Origin of the sequence: Streptomyces sp. NPDC090798 (genome assembly GCF_044768965.1) — a bacterium.
Taxonomy (GTDB): domain Bacteria; phylum Actinomycetota; class Actinomycetes; order Streptomycetales; family Streptomycetaceae; genus Streptomyces.
Map to the genome: position 1 here is coordinate 128,694 of NZ_JBIVXA010000010.1, position 21,015 is coordinate 149,708.

Consider the following 21,015-nt stretch of genomic DNA (forward strand, 5'->3'; position numbering starts at 1 on the left):
GTGGAACCCATGCGGCCCGTATCAAAGATCGAACGTTCGGTGGCGCCCTTCGAGGTCGTCAGCCCCTACCAGCCGAGCGGTGACCAGCCGGCGGCCATCGCCGACCTGGAAAAGCGCATCCGCGCGGGTGAGAAGGATGTCGTCCTGCTGGGCGCGACCGGCACCGGCAAGTCCGCCACCACCGCGTGGATGATCGAGAAGCTCCAGCGCCCCACGCTCGTCATGGCACCGAACAAGACGCTGGCCGCCCAGCTGGCCAACGAGTTCCGCGAGCTGCTGCCGAACAACGCGGTCGAGTACTTCGTCTCGTACTACGACTACTACCAGCCCGAGGCCTACGTCCCGCAGTCGGACACCTACATCGAGAAGGACTCCTCGATCAACGAGGAGGTCGAGCGTCTGCGCCACTCCGCGACCAACTCGCTCCTCACCCGCCGCGACGTCGTGGTGGTCGCCTCGGTCTCCTGCATCTACGGCCTCGGCACGCCGCAGGAGTACGTCGACCGGATGGTCAGCCTCAAGGTCGGCGACGAGATCGACCGCGACGACCTGCTGCGCCGCTTCGTGGACATCCAGTACACGCGCAACGACGTGGCGTTCGCCCGCGGCACCTTCCGGGTCCGCGGCGACACCATCGAGATCTTCCCGGTCTACGAGGAACTCGCCGTCCGCATCGAGATGTTCGGCGACGAGATCGAGGCCCTCTCCACGCTGCACCCGCTCACCGGTGAGGTCATCAGCGACGACAACCAGGTCTACGTCTTCCCGGCGTCCCACTACGTGGCGGGCCCCGAGCGCATGGAGCGCGCGGTCAACGACATCGAGAAGGAACTGGGGGAGCGTCTCGCCGAGCTGGAGAAGCAGGGCAAGCTCCTTGAGGCCCAGCGCCTGCGCATGCGTACGACGTACGACCTGGAGATGCTCCGCCAGATCGGCTCCTGCTCCGGCGTCGAGAACTACTCGATGCACTTCGACGGCCGCGAACCCGGCTCCCCGCCGAACACGCTGATCGACTACTTCCCGGACGACTTCCTGCTCGTCATTGACGAGTCGCACAACACCGTGCCGCAGATCGGCGCCATGTACGAGGGTGACGCCTCCCGCAAACGCACCCTGGTCGACCACGGCTTCCGGCTGCCCTCCGCCCTGGACAACCGCCCTCTGAAGTGGGAGGAGTTCCAGGAGCGCATCGGGCAGACCGTCTATCTGTCGGCGACCCCGGGAAAGTACGAACTCTCGCGGGGTGACGGCTTCGTCGAGCAGATCATCCGCCCCACCGGCCTGATCGACCCCGAGGTCGTCGTCAAGCCCACCGAGGGCCAGATCGACGACCTGGTGCACGAGATCCGGGAGCGCACCGCGAAGGACGAGCGCGTCCTGGTCACCACGCTCACCAAGAAGATGGCCGAGGACCTCACCGACTACTTCCTGGAGCTCGGCATCCAGGTGCGCTATCTGCACAGCGACGTCGACACCCTGCGCCGCGTCGAGCTGCTGCGCGAGCTGCGCTCGGGCGAGTTCGACGTCCTGGTCGGCATCAACCTGCTGCGCGAGGGCCTCGACCTGCCCGAGGTCTCCCTGGTGTCGATCCTCGACGCCGACAAGGAGGGCTTCCTGCGCTCGGGCACCTCGCTGATCCAGACCATCGGCCGCGCGGCGCGCAATGTCTCCGGCCAGGTCCACATGTACGCCGACCGGATCACCCCGGCGATGGAGAAGGCCATCGAGGAAACCAACCGCCGCCGGGAGAAGCAGGTCGCCTACAACGAGGAGAGGGGCATCGACCCGCAGCCCCTCCGCAAGAAGATCAACGACATCGTGGCGCAGATCGCCCGCGAGGACGTCGACACGGAGCAGTTGCTCGGCTCCGGATACCGCAAGGGCAAGGACGGCAAGGGAGCCAAGGCCCCCGTGCCCGCGCTCGGCGGCAAGGCGGCCAAGTCCGCCAAGGGCAAGGCCAAGGAGACGGTGCCGACCGACCGCCCCGCGGCCGAACTCGCCGAGCAGATCGAGGAGATGACGGAGCGGATGCGGGCCGCCGCGGCCGACCTCCAGTTCGAGATCGCGGCACGGCTGCGCGACGAGGTGTCGGAGATGAAGAAGGAACTGCGCCAGATGAAGGAGGGGGGCCTGGCCTGAGACCCCCGCCTACCGTGCCGGACCTCGGCGGATACGCGCTGTGTTGCAACACCGACACAAAGCGCGCCCCAGGGTTCGGCACGGTCGCCGGCGCTGCGTAGGGTTCTGGACATCCGCGGACTCCGCGGCAACAGGGGACAGCTCGAGAGGGGAACAGCGCGTGACGGTCAACATGACCAAGGGTCAGGCCATCAGTCTGCAGAAGAACGACGGGGGCACCCTGACCGCGGTGCGCATGGGGCTCGGCTGGCAGGCGGCTCCCCGACGCGGCCTGTTCGGCTCGCGCACCCGGGAGATCGACCTCGACGCGTCCGCCGTGCTGTTCGCGGACAAGCAGCCCGTCGACGTGGTGTTCTTCCGTCACCTCGTCAGCGACGACGGATCCGTGCGGCACACCGGTGACAACCTGGTCGGCGGCGTGGGCCAGGGCGGCGACGACGAGGCGATCCTCGTCGACCTCCAGCGCGTCCCGGTCCACATCGACCAGATCATCTTCACCGTGAACTCCTTCACGGGCCAGACGTTCCAGGAAGTGCAGAACGCGTTCTGCCGTCTGGTCGACGAGAGCAACGGCCAGGAGCTCGCCCGCTACACGCTCGCTGGCGGCGGCCAGTACACGGCGCAGATCATGGCGAAGGTGCACCGCGCGGGCCCCGGCTGGCAGATGACGGCCCTGGGCACACCGGCCAACGGCCGTACCTTCCAGGACCTGATGCCCGCGATCCTGCCGCACCTGTAGGCAGCGCGGCGCCCGGTACACGAAGCGACACGGGGGGACAAGGCGATGACGGCCGAGCTGGTCCGGGGGCAGAACCACCCGCTCTCCCAGGCCCGTCTTGAGGTCCGCGTATCGGCCGGCCGGCCGATCGTGGCCGGGGCCACGCTCAGCGACGAGCAGGGCAGGGTCCGGGGCGTCGAATGGGTGGCTCACCCGGGCGCGCCGACCCTGCCCGGGCTCGAGGTCTCCAAGCAGGCGGCGGCCGATCACCGCCTCGCGTTCGACCTGGACGCCCTGCCGGGGACCGTGCACCGCGTCAGCGTGCTGCTCGCACTGCCGACCGGTGTCGGTGGCCCTGTCCGGTTCGGGGCCGTCGCCGCCCCCTTCGTCGCCGTCACCGGCCTCGACGGCTCCGAGGTCGCCAGCTACACCATCACCGGCCTGGACACGGAGTCGGCCGTCGTCGCCCTGGAGCTCTACCGCAGACAGGGCATCTGGAAGGTACGCGCGGTCGGCCAGGGGTACGCCGGCGGCCTCGCCGAACTCCTCACCGACCAGGGCCTGTCCGAGGCCCAGCAGCTCGCCGGCAGCATCAACGAAGCGGTGGCCCGGGGGCTGGCCCGCTCGGTGTCGGCACCCCCGCCGCGTACGACGGACACGGACCGCTCACCACAGGCGGCCGCCTCGGCCTCGGGACCGGACCAGCCCTACGCCGGACCGCAGGGCGCCTCCGGGACCGTACCGGCCCAGTCCCCGTACGACGCGCCGGGTCCGCAAGGAGCCACGGTGCCGCAGACGGGCTACCCGGGAGGCCCGGCGCAGCCCGACCCCTCCGCCGTCACCCAGCCGTCCGCCCCCACGGGCGGCCCGGTCAACTACAGCCACCCGGGCAGACAGGCCGCCGCGCCGCCCCCGCCTCCGCCGACCGCACCGCCGGCCGCGCCGGGGCAACCCGCGCAGCCCGTCGCCGGTGACGCGACCGGCTGGTCCATGGAGGAGCGGCTCTACAACCAGGTGTGGGGCATGTTCGAGGACCTGGCGCGCACCACGGCCGCGTACCGCAGCGCCGTCGACTTCGCCGACTCGCGCCTGGAGCAGGAGCTCGACAAGGTCCTGTCCGACCCGCGCAGCCGGATCGGCGGGCAGGGCGACGCCGCGCGTGAGGCGGCCCAGGCCAAGCGTGCGGGCCTGGTCGACCAGGCCCGCGCCGCGCTCGACCGGGACCTCGCCCAGCTCGCGGCCGAGGCCGAGGTGGTCGAGCCCGCGCTGCCCGCGGCGTACGCATCCTGGGACAACCCGGTCTGGCATGGCTACCGGGTACCCATGGAGATCCCCATGGCCCTGCGCCTCGGCGACCTCCGGCTGCCCGAGAGCGAGAATCTGGGCATCCCGATGCTGGTCCGGCTTCCGCTCGAACGCGGCCTGTGGATCGACAGCGGACGGGCCGGCCTCGACGACCCGCTCACCGACTCCGATGAGCTGCGCCGACTCGCCATGGACACGGCGGTGGCGCATGCCGCCCGGCTGCTCGCCGTCTATCCCGCGGGTGAGTTCACGGTGCATGTGATCGACCCGGCCGGTTCGGGAGCCTCGTCTCTCGCGCCGCTGGTGCGTTCCGGAGTCCTCGACGCTCCGCCCGCCGCCGGTGCCGCGGGGGTGGGCGAGGTGCTGGCCCGGCTCACCCAGCGTGTCGACCTGGTGCAGATGGCGGTGCGCGGCGGCGTGGCCGACTCGCTGCCGCCGGACCTCGACACCGCCGAACAGCTGCTGATCGTCAACGACTTCCCGCACGGCTTCGACGACCGCGCCGTGACGCAGCTGCGCTATCTCGCGGACGAGGGACCGGCCGTCGGGGTCCATCTGATGATGGTCGCGGACCGGGAGGACGCCGCCGCCTACGGGCCGCTGCTCGATCCTCTCTGGCGTTCGCTGTTGCGACTCACCCCGGTGCCCGACGACCATCTCGCCGACCCGTGGGTAGGGCACGCCTGGACGTACGAACCTGCCCTCGTCCCGGCGGGCAGCCAGGTGCTCCAGCAGGTGCTCTCCCAGGTGGCGGCGGCCCGCCGCTCATGGAAGCGCTGACCTGCGGAGGGCTTTGTCAAGCATCAGTAAAGCTGTCCGACCAGGCAGTTTGGTCTTTCTTTTACTAATCGCTTTACCTTTCCTTGGTGTTTCGGGTACTGTTTTCCGTACGGAGGGGAGTACTCCCTACCAGTAGCGGCGTTCCCGTCAATACGGATCCGACCGGATCCCGGGGCGTCGGCCCGTGGACCGCGGACGCGTCACGCGTCCCCTCGGTCGCGGGTGGAAGAGACCTCCGGCAGCGACGACGCTGTATTTGCCGTTACGACTGCCGGAGGCGCAGTGGATGTTTCCGTGACCCTTTGGGTCCTCACGATCGTGGGCCTCGCGGCCCTCATCGCGGTCGACTTCTTCATCGGCCGCAAGCCGCACGACGTATCGATCAAGGAAGCCGGAATCTGGACGATCGTCTGGATCGCTCTGGCCGGACTGTTCGGCCTGGGACTGCTCGTGTTCTCCGGCGGCCAGCCCGCCGGCGAGTTCTTCGCAGGCTTCATCACCGAGAAGTCGCTGAGCGTCGACAATCTCTTCGTCTTCGTCCTGATCATGGCGAAGTTCGCCGTGCCGACGCAGTACCAGCAGCGGGTACTTCTCGTCGGCGTCCTCATAGCGCTCGTCCTGCGCACGATCTTCATCGCCGCGGGCGCCGCGATCATCTCCAACTTCGCCTGGGTCTTCTACATATTCGGCGCGTTCCTCATCTACACGGCCTGGAAGCTGATCCAGGAGGCACGGGCCGACGAGCCGGAGGAGGAGTTCGAGGAGAACAAGCTGCTCAAGGCCGCCGAGAAGCGCTTCGGTGTCGCCGACCGGTATCACGGCACGAAGCTGTGGATCCAGCAGAACGGCAAGCGCGTCATGACGCCGATGCTGGTCGTGATGCTCGCGATCGGCACCACGGACGTGCTCTTCGCGCTCGACTCGATCCCCGCGATCTTCGGCCTGACCCAGGACCCGTACATCGTCTTCACGGCCAACGCGTTCGCGCTGATGGGCCTGCGCCAGCTGTACTTCCTCATCGGCGGCCTCCTCAGGAAGCTGGTCCACCTCAGCTACGGCCTGTCCGTCATCCTCGGCTTCATCGGCGTCAAGCTGGTGCTGCACGCACTGCACGAGTCCGGCGTCCACGTCCCCGAGATCTCCATCCCGGTCTCGCTCGGGGTGATCTGCGCGGTCCTGGTCGTCACGACGATCACCAGCCTGATCGCCTCCAAGAAGCAGGCGGCGCTGGAAGCGTCCGAAGGCGCTTCGGAGACTCCGACGTCTGAGAAGTCCCCGACGAACAGCATCGACGTCTGATCACGTCGGAGGCGGCAACAGCCGCCTCGTGGTGGGGTGCGCGGCGCAGGGCCGCGCACCCCACCAGATGTTCGCTCGGGCGATCATCGGAATGCGGGGCCCGTCCGCGCCTGCGACGATCGCTGCATGATCGTTCGGCTCCGGTCACTCCTGACGCAGTGGACGGCCGTCGTGCCCGTGGTCGCGGTGGTCCTGCTGGCCTTCACCTGGGGGCGCGACCTGCCCGGCGCGATCGTCGCACTGGTGACCCTGGTCCTGGCCGGGGCGGTGCTGGCCGCGGTCCACCACGCCGAGGTGGTCGCGCACCGGGTCGGCGAACCCTTCGGTTCCCTCGTCCTGGCCATCGCGGTCACGATCATCGAAGTGGCGCTCATCGTCACCCTGATGGTGGACGGCGGCGCGAAGAGCTCGACGCTCGCCCGTGACACGGTGTTCGCGGCCGTGATGATCACGTGCAACGGCATCGTGGGACTGTGCCTGCTCGTCGCCTCCCTGCGTCATGGGCTCGCCGTCTTCAACGCGGAGGGCACCGGCGCCGCCCTGGCGACCGTCGCGACGCTGGCGACGCTCAGCCTGGTCTTCCCGACCTTCACCACCAGCAAGCCGGGCCCGGAGTTCTCCACGGCCCAGCTCACCTTCGCAGCGCTCGCCTCACTCGTCCTGTACGGCCTGTTCGTGACGACCCAGACCGTGCGGCACCGCGACTACTTCCTCCCGATCACCCGTCTGGGCGAGGTGATCGACGTGGACGAGCACGCGGACGTCCCGTCCGCCCGCGCCTCCGGGATCAGCCTGGGCCTGCTCGCCCTGGCCCTCGTCGGAGTGGTCGGCCTCGCCAAGGGCGTATCGCCCACCATCGAGTCAGGCGTCGAGGCGGCCGGTATGCCGCAGTCCGTGGTCGGTGTGATCATCGCGCTGCTCGTGCTGCTGCCGGAGACCATCGCCGCGGTCCGGTCGGCCCGCCGCGACCGGGTGCAGACCAGCCTGAACCTCGCCCTCGGCTCAGCGATGGCCAGCATCGGCCTGACGATCCCCGCGGTCGCCCTGGCGTCCGTCTGGCTCTCCGGACCGCTCGTACTCGGCCTCGGCTCCACCCATATGGTGCTGCTCGCGCTCACGGTGGTCGTGAGTTCCCTGACGGTCGTCCCCGGACGCGCGACCCCCCTCCAGGGAGGCGTGCATCTGGTGGTGTTCGCGGCGTACTTGGAGCTGGCGGTCACTCCCTAGGCCCTGTCGTCACATTCCCTCCCCCAGCCTTCGGCCGGGAGGTGCCCCCAGACCCACGACGCCGTGCACGCACTCACTCCGTGGCCGGTGCGACGGCCATCCGGGGTACCGGCCGGGTCTCCGGCAGCAGTGCGAAACACCCGAGGCTGAACAGGGCGATCCCTGTCAGATACGCCGCCACACCCCAGGGCACCCGCTCGCCGTCGGCCACCGCCGTCGCGACGATGGGCGTGAGCGCGCCGCCCAGGACCCCGCCCAGGTTGTAGCCCACCGCCGCCCCCGTGCAGCGCACCCGAGGCTCGTACAGCTCCGGCAGATACGCGGCGATCACGGCGAACGTCGTGATGAACGCGAGCAGCGCCACCAGGAAGCCCAGGAACATCAACAGGGGTTCGCCGGTCGACAGGAGCGCGATCAACGGGAACATCCACAGTGCCGAGGCCGCACATCCCGCCAGGCACAGCGGCCGCCGCCCGTAGCGGTCGCCGAGAAGGGCCATCACGGGCGTCAGGGAACCCTGCACCACCACGGCCGCCATGATGCAGGACAGCATGACGGTACGGCTCACCCCGAGCCGCTCGACACCGTAGGCGAGCGCCCAGGTCGTCACCGCGTAGAACACGGCGTAACCGACCGCGAGTCCACCGGCCGTCAGCAGGACGAGCCGCCAGTGGTCGCGCACCACCTCGGCGAGCGGCACACGCGCGTGGTCCTCCATTTCGAGGAAGCTGGGGCTCTCCGCGAGCGAACTGCGCAGCCACAGCCCCGCGGCGGCGAACAGGCCCGCCGCCCAGAACGGCACCCGCCACCCCCATGCCGCGAACTGCGCGTCGGACAGCGTCGCCGACAGCGTCAGCATCACGCCGTTGGCCAGCACGAACCCCACGGAGGGGCCGATCTGCGGAAAGCTCGACCACAGCGCGCGCCGCTCGGCGGGCGCGTGCTCCGCGGTCAGCAGTACCGCACCGCCCCACTCCCCGCCGAGCCCGAGCCCCTGAAGGAAACGCAGGAGAAGAAGGAGCACGGGAGCGGCCGTACCGATCGAGTCGTACGTCGGCACGCACCCGACCGCGACGGTCGCGGCGCCGGTCAGCAACAGTGAGGCGACAAGCACCGGACGCCGTCCGCGCCGGTCCCCGATGTGCCCGAACAGCATCGAGCCGAGCGGGCGGGCGACGAACCCGACGCCGAAGGTCGCGAAGGCCGCCAGCGTTCCCGCCAGCGGTGAGAAGGTCGGGAAGAACAGCGGTCCCAGGACCAGGGCGGCCGCGGTCCCGTAGACGAAGAAGTCGTAGAACTCGATGGCCGTTCCGGCGAGCGAGGCGGCCGCGAGCCGGAGCATGGAGGGCGCCCTTACGGTGTGTACGTCGTGCATGCCGCGTCAACTACCCACGGTGACGGACGGTTACGGGGGCGCGCGGGAGCATGGTGCGCGTCGGAGGCTGATCGCGATGCGCCGGAGCAGACCGGCCTCGTACGGCTCGGAGCGGGTCTCCTCACGGAACGGCGGGTGCCATCACCGAACGGCGGGTCTCGTCACGGATCGGACGGCCCGTCACCGCCGCGCCGTAGCGTGATAGACCGGGTCCGAGCAGCGGTCCTCGACGGGCCGGCAGATCTGGAAGGACCGGAGGAACCGTGCCCCGCACCCTCGCCAACGCCCCGATCATGATCCTCAACGGGCCCAATCTGAACCTCCTCGGGCAGCGCCAGCCGGAGATCTACGGTTCGGACACGCTCGCGGACGTGGAGGCCCTGTGTGCCAAGGCGGCCGCCGCGCACGGCGGCACGGTGGACTTCCGCCAGTCCAACCACGAGGGCGAGCTGGTGGACTGGATCCACGAGGCGCGCCTGAACCACGCCGGGATCGTGATCAACCCGGCCGCGTACTCGCACACCTCCGTCGCGATCCTGGACGCGCTCAACGCCTGTGACGGCCTTCCGGTGGTGGAGGTCCACATCTCCAACATCCACCGGCGCGAGGCGTTCCGGCACCACTCGTACGTCTCGCAGCGGGCCGACGGGGTCATCGCGGGGTGCGGGGTGCAGGGGTACGCGTTCGCGGTGGAGCGGGTGGCGGCGCTGGCGGGGACGGGGCAGGCGGAAGCCTGACACAGAGCCGCCCCTCAAGCCGCCGCTCAGAGCCGCCCCTCAGGCCGCCCCTCAGAGCCGCCCCTGAAGCCGCCGCTCAGAGCCGCCCCGCCTCCACGATCCGGCGCAGGAACCGCTGGGTGCGCTCCTGTCGCGGGCTCCCGAAGAGCTCCTCGGCCGTGCCGCGTTCGAGGACCACACCGCCGTCCAGGAAGCACACCTGGTCGGCGACCTCGCGGGCGAAGCCCATCTCGTGCGTGGCCAGCACCATGGTCATGCCCTCGTCCTTCAGGTCCCGGACGACGGACAGGACCTCACCCACGAGCTCCGGGTCGAGGGCGGCGGTGATCTCGTCGAGGAGCAGCAGCCGGGGACGTACGGCCAACGCGCGGACGATCGCGGCCCGTTGCTGCTGCCCGCCGCTCAGCCGGTCGGGATACTCGCCCGCCTTGGCGCCGAGGCCGAGCCGGTCGAGCAGCTCACGCGCGTGTGCCTCGGCCTCCGCGCGGCCCACGCCGTGCACGCGGCGCGGGGCGAGCGTGATGTTCTCGAGCACGGTCATGTGCGGGAAGAGGTTGTACGCCTGGAAGACCACGCCGATCCGACGGCGTACGGCGTCGTGGTCGGCCCTCGGGTCGGTGATCTCCTCGTCGTCCAGCCAGATCGCGCCGTCGTCGATCTCCTCGAGGAGGTTCGCGCAGCGCAGCAGGGTCGACTTGCCGGAGCCGGAGGCGCCGATCAGCGCGGTCACCGTGTGCGGGGCGACTTCCAGGTCGACGTCCCGCAGTACGACAAAGTCGCCGAAGGTCTTGCGGACGGATTCCATCCGCAGCACCGGTGTGCCGGTCATATGGTCCCTCCCTGGGCCCGCTGACGGTCCATCCGGGCCGTGACCCAGTCCGTGAGGCGGGTCATCGGGATGGTCAGCGCGACGAAGACCAGTCCCGCGACGATGTACGGCGTGTAGTTGAGGCTGCGGCCCACGATGATGTCGGAGGCCCGCACCGCGTCGACCGCGCCGCCGATCGACACGAGCCCGGTGTCCTTCTGGAGGGACACCAGGTCGTTGAGGAGCGGCGGCACCTGGCGGCGTACCGCCTGGGGGAGGACGACGTAGCGCAGGGCCTGCCGGTTGGTGAGTCCGAGCGAGCGGGCCGCGGCGCGCTGCGAGGGGTGGATGGACTCGATGCCGGCGCGGAACACCTCGGCCACGTACGCCGAGTACGTGAGCGTCAGCGCCGTACCGCCCAGCAGGACCGGGTCCACGGTGACGCCCTGCAGCCGCAGCGCGGGGACGCCCAGGACCACGATCATCAGGTTGATGATGAGCGGGAGGCCGCGGAAGAAGTCCGTGTACGCGGCGGCCAGCGCCCGTACGGGGAAGAACACCGGGCCGCGCAGGGTGCGGGCGATGGCGATCAGCATGCCCAGGACGAGGACCGCGACGCCGCATATCAGGAGCAGCCGTACGTTCAGCCACAGCCCTTCCAGGACCTTGGGGAACGCCTCGCGCGCGTACTGTCCGTTGAAGAACGTCTCCTTGGTGCGCGACCAGCCGGGCGCGTTGACGACGACGAGGTACAGCACGACGCCGGTGACCAGGGTGGAGAGCGCGGCGATCGCCGTCGCGCGGCGGGCGCGGGCGCGCTTGTGGCGCTCCCGTTCGATCCGCCGCCGCGACGGGACGTACGCCTCGGGCATGTCACCCTCGCCGAAGTCCTCTCCCGACTCCTCCTTGACGACGGTCACTTGAGCACCGGAGCGTCGACGGCCTCGGACAGCCACTGCTTCTCGATCGAGGCGAGCGTGCCGTCCTGGCGCAGGGCGTCCACGGCCTTCGTCACGCACGAGGTCAGGGCGCTGCCCTTGTCGAGGACGAGTCCGAACTGTTCGGGCGTGCCGCCGGTGTTCTCGAACTGTCCGACGATCTTGGCGTCGGTCACCTCGGCCGCCGTGATGTAGAACGCGGTCGGCAGGTCGACCACGATGGCGTCGACCTGGCCGTTCTTCAGGGCGGACTTGGCCTGGTCGTTCTTCGCGTACGCGGCCGGCTGCTGGGTCGGCTTCACCACGTCGTCGATGTAGTTCAGGCTGGTGGTGCCGACCTGGGCGCCCAGTTTGACGCCCTTGAGGTCCGCGATGCTCTTCGCCTTCGCGGCCTTGGAGCCCTTGAGCGCGATGACGGCCTGGCGGACGTCGTAGTAGCCGGACGAGAAGTCCACCGCCTTCTTGCGCTCGGCGCTGATCGACACCTGGTTGATGTCGAAGTCGAAGGTCTTCACGCCGGGCGCGAAGGCCTTGTTGAAGGGAACGGTCTGCCAGACGACGTTGTTCTTGTCGTAGCCGAGCTGCTTGGCCACCGCGTACGCGACCGCGGACTCGAAGCCCTTGCCGTTGGCGGGCTTGTCGTCCTTGAACCACGGCTCGTACGCGGGCTCGTCGGTCGCGATGGTCAGCTTGCCGGACGTCCGGGTGCCCAACGCGCCCTTCGCGCAGGCTTCCCCGGTTGTCCCGGAGGCCTTGGCGGAGGCTTTGTCCTCCGGCTGCGGGGCACAGCCCACGGCGACGGCGAGCAGGGCGACGGTGGCGGCGGACGCGGCGCGGCGCAGGGTGCGTTGGGCGAGATGCATGGCGGGAGAGTGACAGCGAGGCATACCGTTTGTCGAGGTCACAACGGTAAATGTCCGCATAGTGGGAACGTGTGTTGCGGTCCCGTGAACACTCGATGAGAAGAGCCGTGGATCGGCCCGCCGACGGCTTCGCCGGGGCCGCCGGCCGAGGGCGGGGATCAATGGGCCGGCGGCCCGTTTCGCGTCAGGAGCCGTCGACCTGAGCGGGGCTGCTTCCAGTGGACTGCACCACCCCTCGCGCCGGGAGCGCGCGCAGGGCATCGGCGCGTGCGCTCCATTCACACGGGGCGCGTGTTCGCGGACTTCACGCCCCCGGCCGGGGTTCGTCGGATGGCCCGGACCGGTCGGCGGGTGTCATACGACCCGGAGTCACCAGCCGCGCGCGTGCCACTCCGGAAGGTGCGGCCGCTCGGCGCCCAGCGTCGTGTCGTTGCCGTGTCCCGGGTAGACCCAGGTCTCGTCCGGCAGTGCGTCGAAGATCTTCGTCTCGACGTCGTGGATGAGGCTGGCGAACGCCTTCGGGTCCTTGCGGGTGTTGCCCACACCGCCGGGGAAGAGACAGTCCCCGGTGAACACGTGCGGGTGCCCGTGCGGGTCGTCGTAGACGAGGGCGATCGAGCCCGGCGTGTGCCCCACGAGGTGGCGCGCGGTGAGTTCCACGCGGCCCACCCGGATCGTGTCGCCGTCGCCCACGAGGACGTCGGTCGGCACGGGGATGCCCTCGGCGTCCTCCCGGCCCGCGTAGGTGCGGGCGCCGGTGGCCACCACGACCTCCGCGAGCGCCTGCCAGTGGTCGCCGTGCTGATGGGTGGTGACGACGGACGCGATGCCGTCGTCACCGATCAGCGTGAGCAGGGTGCCGGCGTCGTTGGCCGCGTCGATCAGCAGCTGCTCGTCGGTGGCCCGGCAGCGCAGCAGATAGGCGTTGTTGTCCATCGGGCCGACCGCGACCTTGGAGATCATCAGGTTCTGCAGCTCGTGCACATCGGCAGGTCCGCCGACCTTCACCGCTCCGCTGTACGTCATGACGGCAGCCTATAGCGGGGGGAGCGCGGGGAGTGGCCCGCCATCGACGCTCAGCCCCGAACCGTCGCGCCGTCCGCAGAGCCAGCCGAGCAGCGCCGGCGAGGGACCGGTCACGGTGACCTCGGGGCCGCCCTCGGCGTCGCGTCCCGTGCTCCACGCGCGCACGGCGTCGGTGATCCGTGTGGACGGCACCTCGGGGTGCCCCGTGAAGCGATCGGCGAGGAACTCGATCTCCCGTTCGACGAACTCCCCCGGGAGATCTTCGAGCTCGTACCCGGTTCCCAGATCCACGTGATGCAGCTCGACCTCGCCCCAGCGCCGGAACGGCACCCGGGCCGCGGAGTCGGTGACCCCGTTGCGCAGCTCCACCGTGCGCGACCAGTCCGCGGGCACCGCCCCCGCGTCCAGGAACCGGGCCGCGCTCTGCCGCAGGTCCGCGAGCTGTACGTCCAGGGGGCGCGGCGCGTCCCGCTCGATGTCGGCGTCCCGGGCTTCCCCGGAGACGTACATGGGGCGCCCGTCGAGGACGTTCACGAGCGCGTCCGCGTTACGGGCGAGGTGGGCGAGCACATGGCCGCGGCTCCAGCCGGGCAGTCGTGACGGCTCGGCCACGGAAGCGTTGTCCAGTTCGGCGGCTGCGTTGAGCAGCCGGTCGGTCGCGTCACGTACAGATGCCAGGTCGCGCACATGATCCATCATGCGGCCGACCCTAGCTCCGCCACACGTTCGGGTGAAGGTGGTCGGCCATGCCCGCAAATCGAATGCACGTGCTATACCCTCGAGTGTGGCGTCGGGCATGCTGGATGGTCCGGGATTGTTGTGAACCAGGGAAAGCAACCGGCGCTGTCAGTGGCTCCCCCTAGTCTGGGAAAGACGGGGGCCTCGGCCCCTGTCACTTCTCTCAAGAAAGGTGCGGACCGGCGTGGCCGACCGTCTCATCGTCCGTGGAGCGCGCGAGCACAATCTGAAGAATGTCTCGCTCGACCTCCCGCGCGACTCGCTCATCGTCTTCACGGGCCTGTCGGGGTCGGGCAAGTCCTCGCTGGCCTTCGACACGATCTTCGCCGAGGGACAGCGGCGTTACGTGGAGTCACTGTCCTCGTACGCCCGGCAGTTCCTCGGCCAGATGGACAAGCCGGACGTCGACTTCATCGAAGGCCTCTCCCCGGCGGTCTCCATCGACCAGAAGTCGACCTCGCGCAACCCGCGCTCGACGGTCGGCACCATCACCGAGGTCTACGACTACCTGCGCCTGCTCTTCGCGCGCATCGGCAAGCCGCACTGTCCCGAGTGCGGCCGCCCCATCACGCGCCAGTCGCCGCAGGCCATCGTCGACAGGGTTCTGGAGCTGCCCGAGGGGAGCCGCTTCCAGGTCCTCTCGCCGCTGGTGCGCGAGCGCAAGGGCGAGTTCGTCGACCTCTTCGCCGATCTCCAGACCAAGGGGTACAGCAGGGCCAGGGTCGACGGCCAGACGATCCAGCTGACCGAGCCGCCCACGCTGAAGAAGCAGGAGAAGCACACCATCGAGGTGGTCGTCGACCGCCTCACGGTGAAGGACTCCGCCAAGCGCCGCCTCACCGACTCCGTGGAGACCGCCCTCGGGCTCTCCGGCGGCATGGTCGTGCTCGACTTCGTCGACCTCCCCGAGGACGACCCCGAGCGCGAGCGCATGTACTCGGAGCACCTGTACTGCCCGTACGACGACCTGTCGTTCGAGGAGCTGGAGCCCCGCTCCTTCTCCTTCAACTCGCCCTTCGGCGCCTGCCCCGAGTGCACCGGTATCGGTACGCGCATGGAGGTCGACCCCGAGCTGATCGTCCCGGACGAGGACAAGTCCCTCGACGAGGGCGCCATCCACCCCTGGTCGCACGGGCACACCAAGGACTACTTCGGGCGGCTCGTCGGAGCCCTCGCCGACGCGTTGGGATTCCGGACCGACATCCCCTTCGCCGGTCTCCCGCAGCGCGCCAAGAAGGCCCTGCTCTACGGCCACAAGACGCAGATCGAGGTGCGCTACCGCAACCGGTACGGGCGCGAGCGCGTCTACACCACACCCTTCGAAGGGGCCGTCCCCTTCATCAAGCGGCGGCACAGCGAGTCCGAGAGCGACGCCAGCCGTGAGCGCTTCGAGGGCTATATGCGCGAGGTGCCCTGCCCCACCTGTGAGGGCACCCGCCTCAAGCCGCTCATCCTCGCCGTCACCGTCATGGAGAAGTCGATCGCGGAGGTCTCCGCGATGTCGATCAGCGACTGCGCGGACTTCCTGGGCAAGCTCAAGCTCGACGCGCGCGACAAGAAGATCGCCGAGCGCGTCCTGAAGGAGGTCAACGAACGCCTGCGCTTCCTGGTCGACGTCGGCCTCGACTACCTGTCGCTCAACCGCGCGGCCGGCACGCTCTCCGGCGGCGAGGCCCAGCGCATCCGCCTGGCCACCCAGATCGGCTCCGGCCTCGTCGGCGTCCTGTACGTCCTCGACGAGCCGTCCATCGGCCTGCACCAGCGCGACAACCACCGGCTGATCGAGACCCTGGTCCGGCTGCGCGACATGGGTAACACGCTCATCGTCGTCGAGCACGACGAGGACACCATCAAGGTCGCCGACTGGGTCGTCGACATCGGCCCCGGCGCGGGCGAGCACGGCGGCAAGGTCGTGCACAGCGGCCCCTTGAAGGAACTGCTCGCCAACCCCGAGTCGATGACCGGCCAGTACCTGTCGGGCAAGAGGGAGATCCCGCTTCCGGACATCCGCCGCCCCGCCGACCCGGGTCGCAGACTCACCGTGCGCGGCGCCCGTGAGAACAACCTCCAGGACATCGACGTGTCCTTCCCACTGGGCGTGCTCACGGCGGTCACGGGCGTCTCGGGTTCCGGCAAGTCGACCCTGGTCAACGACATCCTGTACACACACCTGGCGCGCGAGCTCAACGGCGCCCGGAGCGTCCCCGGACGGCACACGCGCGTGGACGGCGACGACCTCGTCGACAAGGTCGTGCATGTCGACCAGTCGCCCATCGGCCGCACCCCGCGGTCGAACCCGGCGACGTACACCGGAGTCTTCGACCACGTCCGCAAGCTGTTCGCCGAGACCACCGAGGCGAAGGTGCGGGGCTACATGCCCGGCCGCTTCTCCTTCAACGTCAAGGGCGGCCGCTGCGAGAACTGCTCGGGCGACGGCACCATCAAGATCGAGATGAACTTCCTGCCGGACGTGTACGTCCCCTGCGAGGTCTGCCACGGGGCGCGCTACAACCGGGAGACCCTGGAGGTCCACTACAAGGGCAAGTCCATCTCCGAGGTCCTCGACATGCCGATCGAGGAGGCCCTCGGCTTCTTCGAGGCCGTCCCCGCGATCGCCCGCCACCTGCGCACGCTCAACGACGTCGGTCTCGGCTACGTCCGGCTCGGTCAGTCCGCGCCGACGCTGTCCGGCGGCGAGGCCCAGCGCGTCAAGCTCGCCAGCGAGCTCCAGAAGCGTTCCACGGGCCGCACGGTGTACGTGCTGGACGAGCCGACCACGGGTCTGCACTTCGAGGACATCAGCAAGCTGATCACGGTGCTCTCCGGTCTGGTCGACAAGGGCAACACGGTCATCGTCATCGAGCACAACCTCGACGTCATCAAGACCGCCGACTGGGTCGTCGACATGGGCCCGGAGGGCGGCAACGGCGGTGGTCTCGTGGTCGCCGAGGGCACTCCCGAGGAGGTCGCCGGGGTCCCGGCCAGCCACACCGGCAAGTTCTTGCGCGAGGTCCTGGGCGCGGACCGGATCAGCGACGCCGCCTCCGTACCGGCTCCCCGCAAGGCGGCGGCCAAGAAGGCGGTCGCGGCCAAGTCGACGGCCAGGAAGACGACCACGAAGACCGTGAACAACACGGCCACGAAGAAGGCCGCCGCGGCCACCAGGACGACGGCCACGAAGAAGGCGACCCCCGCGAAGAAGACCACGCGGGCACGCAAGGCCTGATCCGGCCGGACGGGCCAGGCCCGAGACGTCACGAAGAAAACGGTGCCCCACGGGAACTCCCCGTGGGGCACCGCCTGTTGCGCAGCCGGCCGTCCTTGGACCACATCGGTCCCGGAGGATCCAGTTGCCTCAGGGGGCGTCGAGTTCCGCGGCGAACGGTGGCTCCGCGCCCGCTCGTGAGCAGGTGATCGCCGCCGCGCGGGCCGCGAACCGCAGCAGCTCGCTCCAGCCGTCGGGGCCCAGCTCGGCCAGCGCCGCCGGGGACAGCGCGTCCCGCGCGGCCAGTCCGTGCAGCAGGGCCGCGTTCACCGTGTCTCCGGCGCCGATGGTGTCCACGACCTCGACCGGCTCACCGGGCACGGAGTGGACGGAGCCGTCCTGGGTGAACACCGTCAGGCCGTCGCCGCCCTGGGTGATCACGACGGCCGCGGGACCGGACGCCAGCCACTCGCGCGGGGTGCCGCCCAGCCACAGCGCGTCCTCCTCGGAGAGCTTGAGGAGCGACACCGACGGCAGCCAGCTCTTGAAGCGGGCTCGGTAGGCGTCCGCGTCGGGGATGAGCACGGCCCGGATGTTCGGGTCGAGGGTGGTGAACACACCGCGCGCGGCGGCGGCCCGCATCAGCTCCTCGTAGGCGCTCGCGCCCGGCTCCAGCACCAGCGAGCAGGTCCCGAAGGACACCGCCCGGGTGGCGTCCGGGAGGCGGTCCGGCGCGGCGAACAGGCGGTCGGCCGTGCCCTCGACGTAGAAGGAGTACGCCGCCGAGCCGTCCGCGTCGATGGAGGCGACCGCGAGGGTCGTCGGCTCCGTTCCGCGCTGCACCGAGGACACGTCGACGCCCGCCTCGCGCAGGCCGCCGACGAGCGCCTCACCGAAGGCGTCGTACGAGACCCGGGAGCAGAAGGCGGTGGGGGAGCCGAGGCGGCCCAGCGCCACCGCCGTGTTGTAGGGGCCGCCGCCGCGTGCGGGACGCAGGCTGACGAGCGCGCCCGCGCCCTGCGGTACCAGGTCGATCAGGGCCTCACCGGCGACGACGATCACGACAGGGATCCTTTCGCGGGACTCTTCTGACTCAGGTCGGTGGGGGAGGCCCCCGATGTCCTGGGAGGCTCGGCGCAGCCGCACGAGGTGCGGTGGACGAAGGCGCAGGGGAGCCGCACGGTGCGGGCCGGGCGGTCCGGCGAGGCGAGCCGGTCCAGCAGCAGCCGGACGGCCTGCGCGCCGATCTCCTTGCTGGGCTGGGAGATCGCGGTCAGCCGGGGCGCGAACAGATCCGCCCAGGCGAAGTCGTCGAAGCAGCACAGCGCCAGGTCGTCCGGCACGGACAGACCGCGTTCGCGCAGGGCGCGCAGGGCCCCGATGGTCATCGCGTTGTTTCCGGTGACCAGCGCGGTCGGGGGCGCCGCCAGGGACAGCAGCGCGTCGGTGGCACGTTCGGCGGACGTTGCCTCGGAGTCGCCGTGCGCCACGAGCCGTTCGTCGTAGGGGAGTCCGGCGCCCGCGAGGCCGTGGCGGTAGCCGGAGATCCGCTCGTTCGTGGTGCTGAGCCCGGGCAGGCCCGCGACGAGCCCGATGCGCCGGTGACCCCGCTCGGCGAGGTGCCCGACCAGCTGTGCCATCGGCTCGGCGTTCTCGGCGCAGACCTGGTCGAAGCGGAAGGGGCGGCCGGCCGGGGCCGCGACCAGGCGGTCCAGGAAGACGGTCGGCACGTTGTGCTGCCCGAGGTAGCGCAGGAGCGCTTCCGGATCGGCGGAGGGTGCGACGATCAGACCGTCGACGCGTCGCTCGTGCAGCAGCTGGACGACCTTCCGCTCGTGCTGGGGATCGTCGTGCGGATCGGCGAGGAGCAGCCCGTATCCGTGCTCCAGGGCGCCCGCCTCGACGCCCTGGAGGATCTCCGTGAAGTACGGGTTGCTGATCGCCGACACCGCGAGCCCGATGGACCGGGTGCGTGCGGTGACCAGCGAACGGGCCAGGGTGTTGGGTGTGTATCCGAGCGCGTCGATGGCGTCCAGGACGGCCTGGCGGGTGTGGGGCAGCACGGGGCGCGTGTCGTTGAGCACATGGGAGACGGTCGCCACGGACACTCCCGCGTGCGCCGCCACGTCGACCATCGTTGCCATCGCCCTGCCTCGCCTCTCCCTGGGCGACCCCTCTGGGCCCTCCCCGAACTCTCGGCCTGCTCCGGCGGGAACGTATCGCATTCGGCGGTGGACGTAAACGCTTGCGCAAACGTCTACGTCCGGTCACTCACACCTGTCCGGACCCTCGCGGGGCGGAATGATCCGTACCGGTATCGTCGACACAGACCCGGCCCCGACCTGTGGAGACGCCATGCCTGCCCGCCGTACCGTCCTGCGAGGAGCGGCGCTCGCCCCGGTCGCCGGGATCGCCCTCAGCGCCTGCTCCGGCGCCAGCGGTGGCGGGAGGCCGGCGACGCCGACCGCGCCGGTCGAGCTGGGCGCGGAGAGCGAGATCGCCAAGGGCGGCGCCAAGCTGTACCGGGAGGAGAACGTCGTGGTCAGCCGCGCCGAGAACGGCTCCCTGAAGGCGTTCAGCACGATCTGCACGCACGCCGGGTGCGCCATCAACAAGCTTCAGGGCACGACGCTGATCTGCCCGTGCCACGGCAGCGAATTCGACGCGGCGACGGGCAAGGTGCTGCAGGCCCCGGCCACCGTGGCGCTGAAGGAGCTGTCCGTGGAGGCCAAGGGCGGCAGGATCGTCGCGGGTCCCTGACCGGGAGTCGCGGTGACGCCGCGTCCCCGGCCGGCCGGGGTCACTCCCAGTCCCAGCCGATGCCCACGATGCCCGACCGCACCCGCGGCTCGACGAGATGCACCGAGCGATGGCGCCCGCTGAGGGGGAGCTCCTGGCGGCCGCTGCGTGGCGCCGCCGCCGAGTGCTGGGTGAACCGGTGGCAGCGCACGGGCAGTGTCTCCTCGGCGAACCGCACCTGGAGGGCGTACTGCCCGCCCGCGAAGCCGAACCCGCGTACGTACTCGCTGGACGCACCGGCCGTGCCGTCCTCGAAGCCGTAGCGGAAGAGGAACGTATCTCCTGCGCGCAGCCGCGTGTCGAAGAGCAACTCCGCCACGAGCACTCCGGTGTCGTGGTGCCAGCGCACCCGTCCCGTGCGGCAGTTCTCCAGGGCCCGGACCGCCGTGCGCTCCGGGGCGCAGCCCGGGTCGCCGTGGTGGACGGCCACATAGCGGTCCACACCGTCCTTGTAGGCCCGCACGATGTGGTGGGACTCGCGCGCGAGCAGCTCGCGGTGCGTGCCTATCCGGACGAGCTCGTGGTGGCCGAGCGTGTGCAGCCCGCCGTCGAGCGGTGACTCCAGCTCGGCCAAAAGCCGCTCCAGGACGCCGGAGGCCTCCACCAGGGAGCGGTACGAGCGGCCGGTGGGGCGCTGCGGGTCGCAGCGCTCGTCGGCCTTGGCCAGCAGCCGGATCAGCGACTCGTCCGGGAGCTGGAGGATCTCCTCCAGGGCGCGTACGGCGCGCAGCGACTCGGGGCGCTGCGGGCGCCGGGCGCCCTGCTGCCAGTAACTCAGGCTCGTGACCCCCACTTTGACCCCGTAGCGCGACAGATGGTGCTGCACGCGCTGCAGGGGCAGGCCGCGTGCGGCGATCGCGGCGCGCAGCGCGACATGGAAGGGGCCGCCCGCCAGGGCCGTCTCCAGTTCCGCAATGGCGACGTCCGCGTGCTGTGTGCCGTACCGCATGCAGGGGCCTTTCTGTGAATGTTCACAACGGCTGGTCAGGCCGTTGGATGTAGGTCTTCGGGGCGCCCGGCAGGCGCGCGGGGCTTGTTCACACGCGCCTGTCGCCGTC

17 protein-coding genes are annotated in these 21,015 nt (G+C 70.2%); 8 read left to right on the forward strand and 9 right to left on the reverse strand.

Going from position 1 to position 21,015, the window contains the following annotated elements; translation table 11 throughout:
• Nucleotides 1-9: 9 nt before the first annotated feature.
• The 5 genes from uvrB to ACIQTP_RS22750 all read left to right on the forward strand — a co-directional run bounded on the left by uvrB (nucleotide 10) and on the right by ACIQTP_RS22750 (nucleotide 7,468).
• Nucleotides 10-2,139 carry an excinuclease ABC subunit UvrB gene (gene uvrB / locus ACIQTP_RS22730; RefSeq protein ID WP_403402259.1) on the forward strand — a complete coding sequence of 710 codons (2,130 nt, stop codon included), beginning with the start codon at nucleotides 10-12 and terminating at the stop codon, nucleotides 2,137-2,139.
• A 160-nt stretch (nucleotides 2,140-2,299) separates the two neighbouring features.
• Nucleotides 2,300-2,878 (forward strand): TerD family protein, encoded by a 579-nt coding sequence (locus ACIQTP_RS22735; protein ID WP_101405777.1) that lies wholly within the window; start codon nucleotides 2,300-2,302, stop codon nucleotides 2,876-2,878.
• A gap of 45 nt (nucleotides 2,879-2,923) precedes the next feature.
• A complete protein-coding gene (locus ACIQTP_RS22740) occupies nucleotides 2,924-4,942 on the forward strand; it encodes a TerD family protein (RefSeq protein WP_403402262.1) in 2,019 nt (672 codons plus the stop codon).
• A gap of 282 nt (nucleotides 4,943-5,224) precedes the next feature.
• Nucleotides 5,225-6,241, forward strand: a complete 1,017-nt coding sequence (locus ACIQTP_RS22745) for a TerC family protein (RefSeq protein ID WP_403402265.1) — start codon at nucleotides 5,225-5,227, stop codon at nucleotides 6,239-6,241.
• Nucleotides 6,242-6,367: 126 nt separating this feature from the next.
• Nucleotides 6,368-7,468 (forward strand): calcium:proton antiporter, encoded by a 1,101-nt coding sequence (locus tag ACIQTP_RS22750; protein WP_403402267.1) that lies wholly within the window; start codon nucleotides 6,368-6,370, stop codon nucleotides 7,466-7,468.
• 73 nt (nucleotides 7,469-7,541) lie between these two features.
• Here the strand turns inward: ACIQTP_RS22750 and ACIQTP_RS22755 are convergent, their stop codons facing one another.
• Nucleotides 7,542-8,843, reverse strand: coding sequence for an MFS transporter (locus ACIQTP_RS22755; protein ID WP_403402270.1), 1,302 nt, complete (start codon nucleotides 8,841-8,843; stop codon nucleotides 7,542-7,544).
• A 263-nt stretch (nucleotides 8,844-9,106) separates the two neighbouring features.
• Between ACIQTP_RS22755 and aroQ the strand changes: the two genes are divergently transcribed.
• Nucleotides 9,107-9,580, forward strand: coding sequence for a type II 3-dehydroquinate dehydratase (gene aroQ, locus ACIQTP_RS22760; protein WP_402043304.1), 474 nt, complete (start codon nucleotides 9,107-9,109; stop codon nucleotides 9,578-9,580).
• A 76-nt stretch (nucleotides 9,581-9,656) separates the two neighbouring features.
• Here aroQ and ACIQTP_RS22765 read toward each other — a convergent pair whose 3' ends face one another.
• From ACIQTP_RS22765 to ACIQTP_RS22785, 5 genes are all read right to left on the reverse strand, one after another.
• Complete coding sequence (locus ACIQTP_RS22765; RefSeq protein WP_403402273.1) at nucleotides 9,657-10,409, reverse strand: amino acid ABC transporter ATP-binding protein; 753 nt, start codon at nucleotides 10,407-10,409, stop codon at nucleotides 9,657-9,659.
• Nucleotides 10,406-11,308 carry an amino acid ABC transporter permease gene (locus ACIQTP_RS22770; protein ID WP_403402276.1) on the reverse strand — a complete coding sequence of 301 codons (903 nt, stop codon included), beginning with the start codon at nucleotides 11,306-11,308 and terminating at the stop codon, nucleotides 10,406-10,408. Before ACIQTP_RS22770 ends, ACIQTP_RS22765 begins: the two co-directional genes overlap by 4 nt.
• The gene (locus ACIQTP_RS22775) at nucleotides 11,305-12,189 is read right to left on the reverse strand and encodes an ABC transporter substrate-binding protein (protein ID WP_402043295.1); all 885 of its coding nucleotides are present in this window, start codon (nucleotides 12,187-12,189) and stop codon (nucleotides 11,305-11,307) included. Before ACIQTP_RS22775 ends, ACIQTP_RS22770 begins: the two co-directional genes overlap by 4 nt.
• Before the next feature lie 369 nt (nucleotides 12,190-12,558).
• Nucleotides 12,559-13,215 (reverse strand): MBL fold metallo-hydrolase, encoded by a 657-nt coding sequence (locus ACIQTP_RS22780; protein ID WP_402043292.1) that lies wholly within the window; start codon nucleotides 13,213-13,215, stop codon nucleotides 12,559-12,561.
• 9 nt (nucleotides 13,216-13,224) lie between these two features.
• Nucleotides 13,225-13,914 (reverse strand): maleylpyruvate isomerase family mycothiol-dependent enzyme, encoded by a 690-nt coding sequence (locus ACIQTP_RS22785; protein WP_403402281.1) that lies wholly within the window; start codon nucleotides 13,912-13,914, stop codon nucleotides 13,225-13,227.
• A gap of 223 nt (nucleotides 13,915-14,137) precedes the next feature.
• Here ACIQTP_RS22785 and uvrA point away from each other — a divergent pair, with 223 nt between their 5' ends.
• Nucleotides 14,138-17,179 carry an excinuclease ABC subunit UvrA gene (gene uvrA / locus ACIQTP_RS22790; protein ID WP_403402284.1) on the forward strand — a complete coding sequence of 1,014 codons (3,042 nt, stop codon included), beginning with the start codon at nucleotides 14,138-14,140 and terminating at the stop codon, nucleotides 17,177-17,179.
• Nucleotides 17,180-17,308: 129 nt separating this feature from the next.
• Here uvrA and ACIQTP_RS22795 read toward each other — a convergent pair whose 3' ends face one another.
• On the reverse strand, nucleotides 17,309-18,220 hold the full coding sequence (locus ACIQTP_RS22795; RefSeq protein WP_403402287.1) for a carbohydrate kinase: 912 nt from the start codon (nucleotides 18,218-18,220) through the stop codon (nucleotides 17,309-17,311).
• Entirely contained in the window at nucleotides 18,217-19,302 is a 1,086-nt protein-coding gene (locus ACIQTP_RS22800; RefSeq protein ID WP_403402290.1) for a LacI family DNA-binding transcriptional regulator, read from the reverse strand. The genes ACIQTP_RS22795 and ACIQTP_RS22800 overlap by 4 nt, the downstream gene beginning before the upstream one ends.
• Before the next feature lie 211 nt (nucleotides 19,303-19,513).
• Between ACIQTP_RS22800 and ACIQTP_RS22805 the strand changes: the two genes are divergently transcribed.
• On the forward strand, nucleotides 19,514-19,918 hold the full coding sequence (locus tag ACIQTP_RS22805) for a Rieske (2Fe-2S) protein (RefSeq protein WP_402043278.1): 405 nt from the start codon (nucleotides 19,514-19,516) through the stop codon (nucleotides 19,916-19,918).
• 40 nt (nucleotides 19,919-19,958) lie between these two features.
• Here ACIQTP_RS22805 and ACIQTP_RS22810 read toward each other — a convergent pair whose 3' ends face one another.
• Nucleotides 19,959-20,906 (reverse strand): hypothetical protein, encoded by a 948-nt coding sequence (locus ACIQTP_RS22810; protein WP_403402293.1) that lies wholly within the window; start codon nucleotides 20,904-20,906, stop codon nucleotides 19,959-19,961.
• Nucleotides 20,907-21,015: the final 109 nt, after the last annotated feature.

What these genes read in the sequence shown, in the direction of transcription:
- uvrB (WP_403402259.1), top strand. Translation starts at nt 10, where the DNA reads ATGCGGCCCGTATCAAAGATCGAACGTTCGGTGGCGCCCTTCGAGGTC.
- ACIQTP_RS22740 (WP_403402262.1), top strand. Translation starts at nt 2,924, where the DNA reads ATGACGGCCGAGCTGGTCCGGGGGCAGAACCACCCGCTCTCCCAGGCC.
- ACIQTP_RS22750 (WP_403402267.1), top strand. Translation starts at nt 6,368, where the DNA reads ATGATCGTTCGGCTCCGGTCACTCCTGACGCAGTGGACGGCCGTCGTG.
- ACIQTP_RS22755 (WP_403402270.1), bottom strand. Translation starts at nt 8,843, where the DNA reads ATGCACGACGTACACACCGTAAGGGCGCCCTCCATGCTCCGGCTCGCG.
- ACIQTP_RS22765 (WP_403402273.1), bottom strand. Translation starts at nt 10,409, where the DNA reads ATGACCGGCACACCGGTGCTGCGGATGGAATCCGTCCGCAAGACCTTC.
- ACIQTP_RS22775 (WP_402043295.1), bottom strand. Translation starts at nt 12,189, where the DNA reads ATGCATCTCGCCCAACGCACCCTGCGCCGCGCCGCGTCCGCCGCCACC.
- ACIQTP_RS22780 (WP_402043292.1), bottom strand. Translation starts at nt 13,215, where the DNA reads ATGACGTACAGCGGAGCGGTGAAGGTCGGCGGACCTGCCGATGTGCAC.
- ACIQTP_RS22785 (WP_403402281.1), bottom strand. Translation starts at nt 13,914, where the DNA reads ATGATGGATCATGTGCGCGACCTGGCATCTGTACGTGACGCGACCGAC.
- ACIQTP_RS22800 (WP_403402290.1), bottom strand. Translation starts at nt 19,302, where the DNA reads ATGGCAACGATGGTCGACGTGGCGGCGCACGCGGGAGTGTCCGTGGCG.
- ACIQTP_RS22805 (WP_402043278.1), top strand. Translation starts at nt 19,514, where the DNA reads ATGCCTGCCCGCCGTACCGTCCTGCGAGGAGCGGCGCTCGCCCCGGTC.
- ACIQTP_RS22810 (WP_403402293.1), bottom strand. Translation starts at nt 20,906, where the DNA reads ATGCGGTACGGCACACAGCACGCGGACGTCGCCATTGCGGAACTGGAG.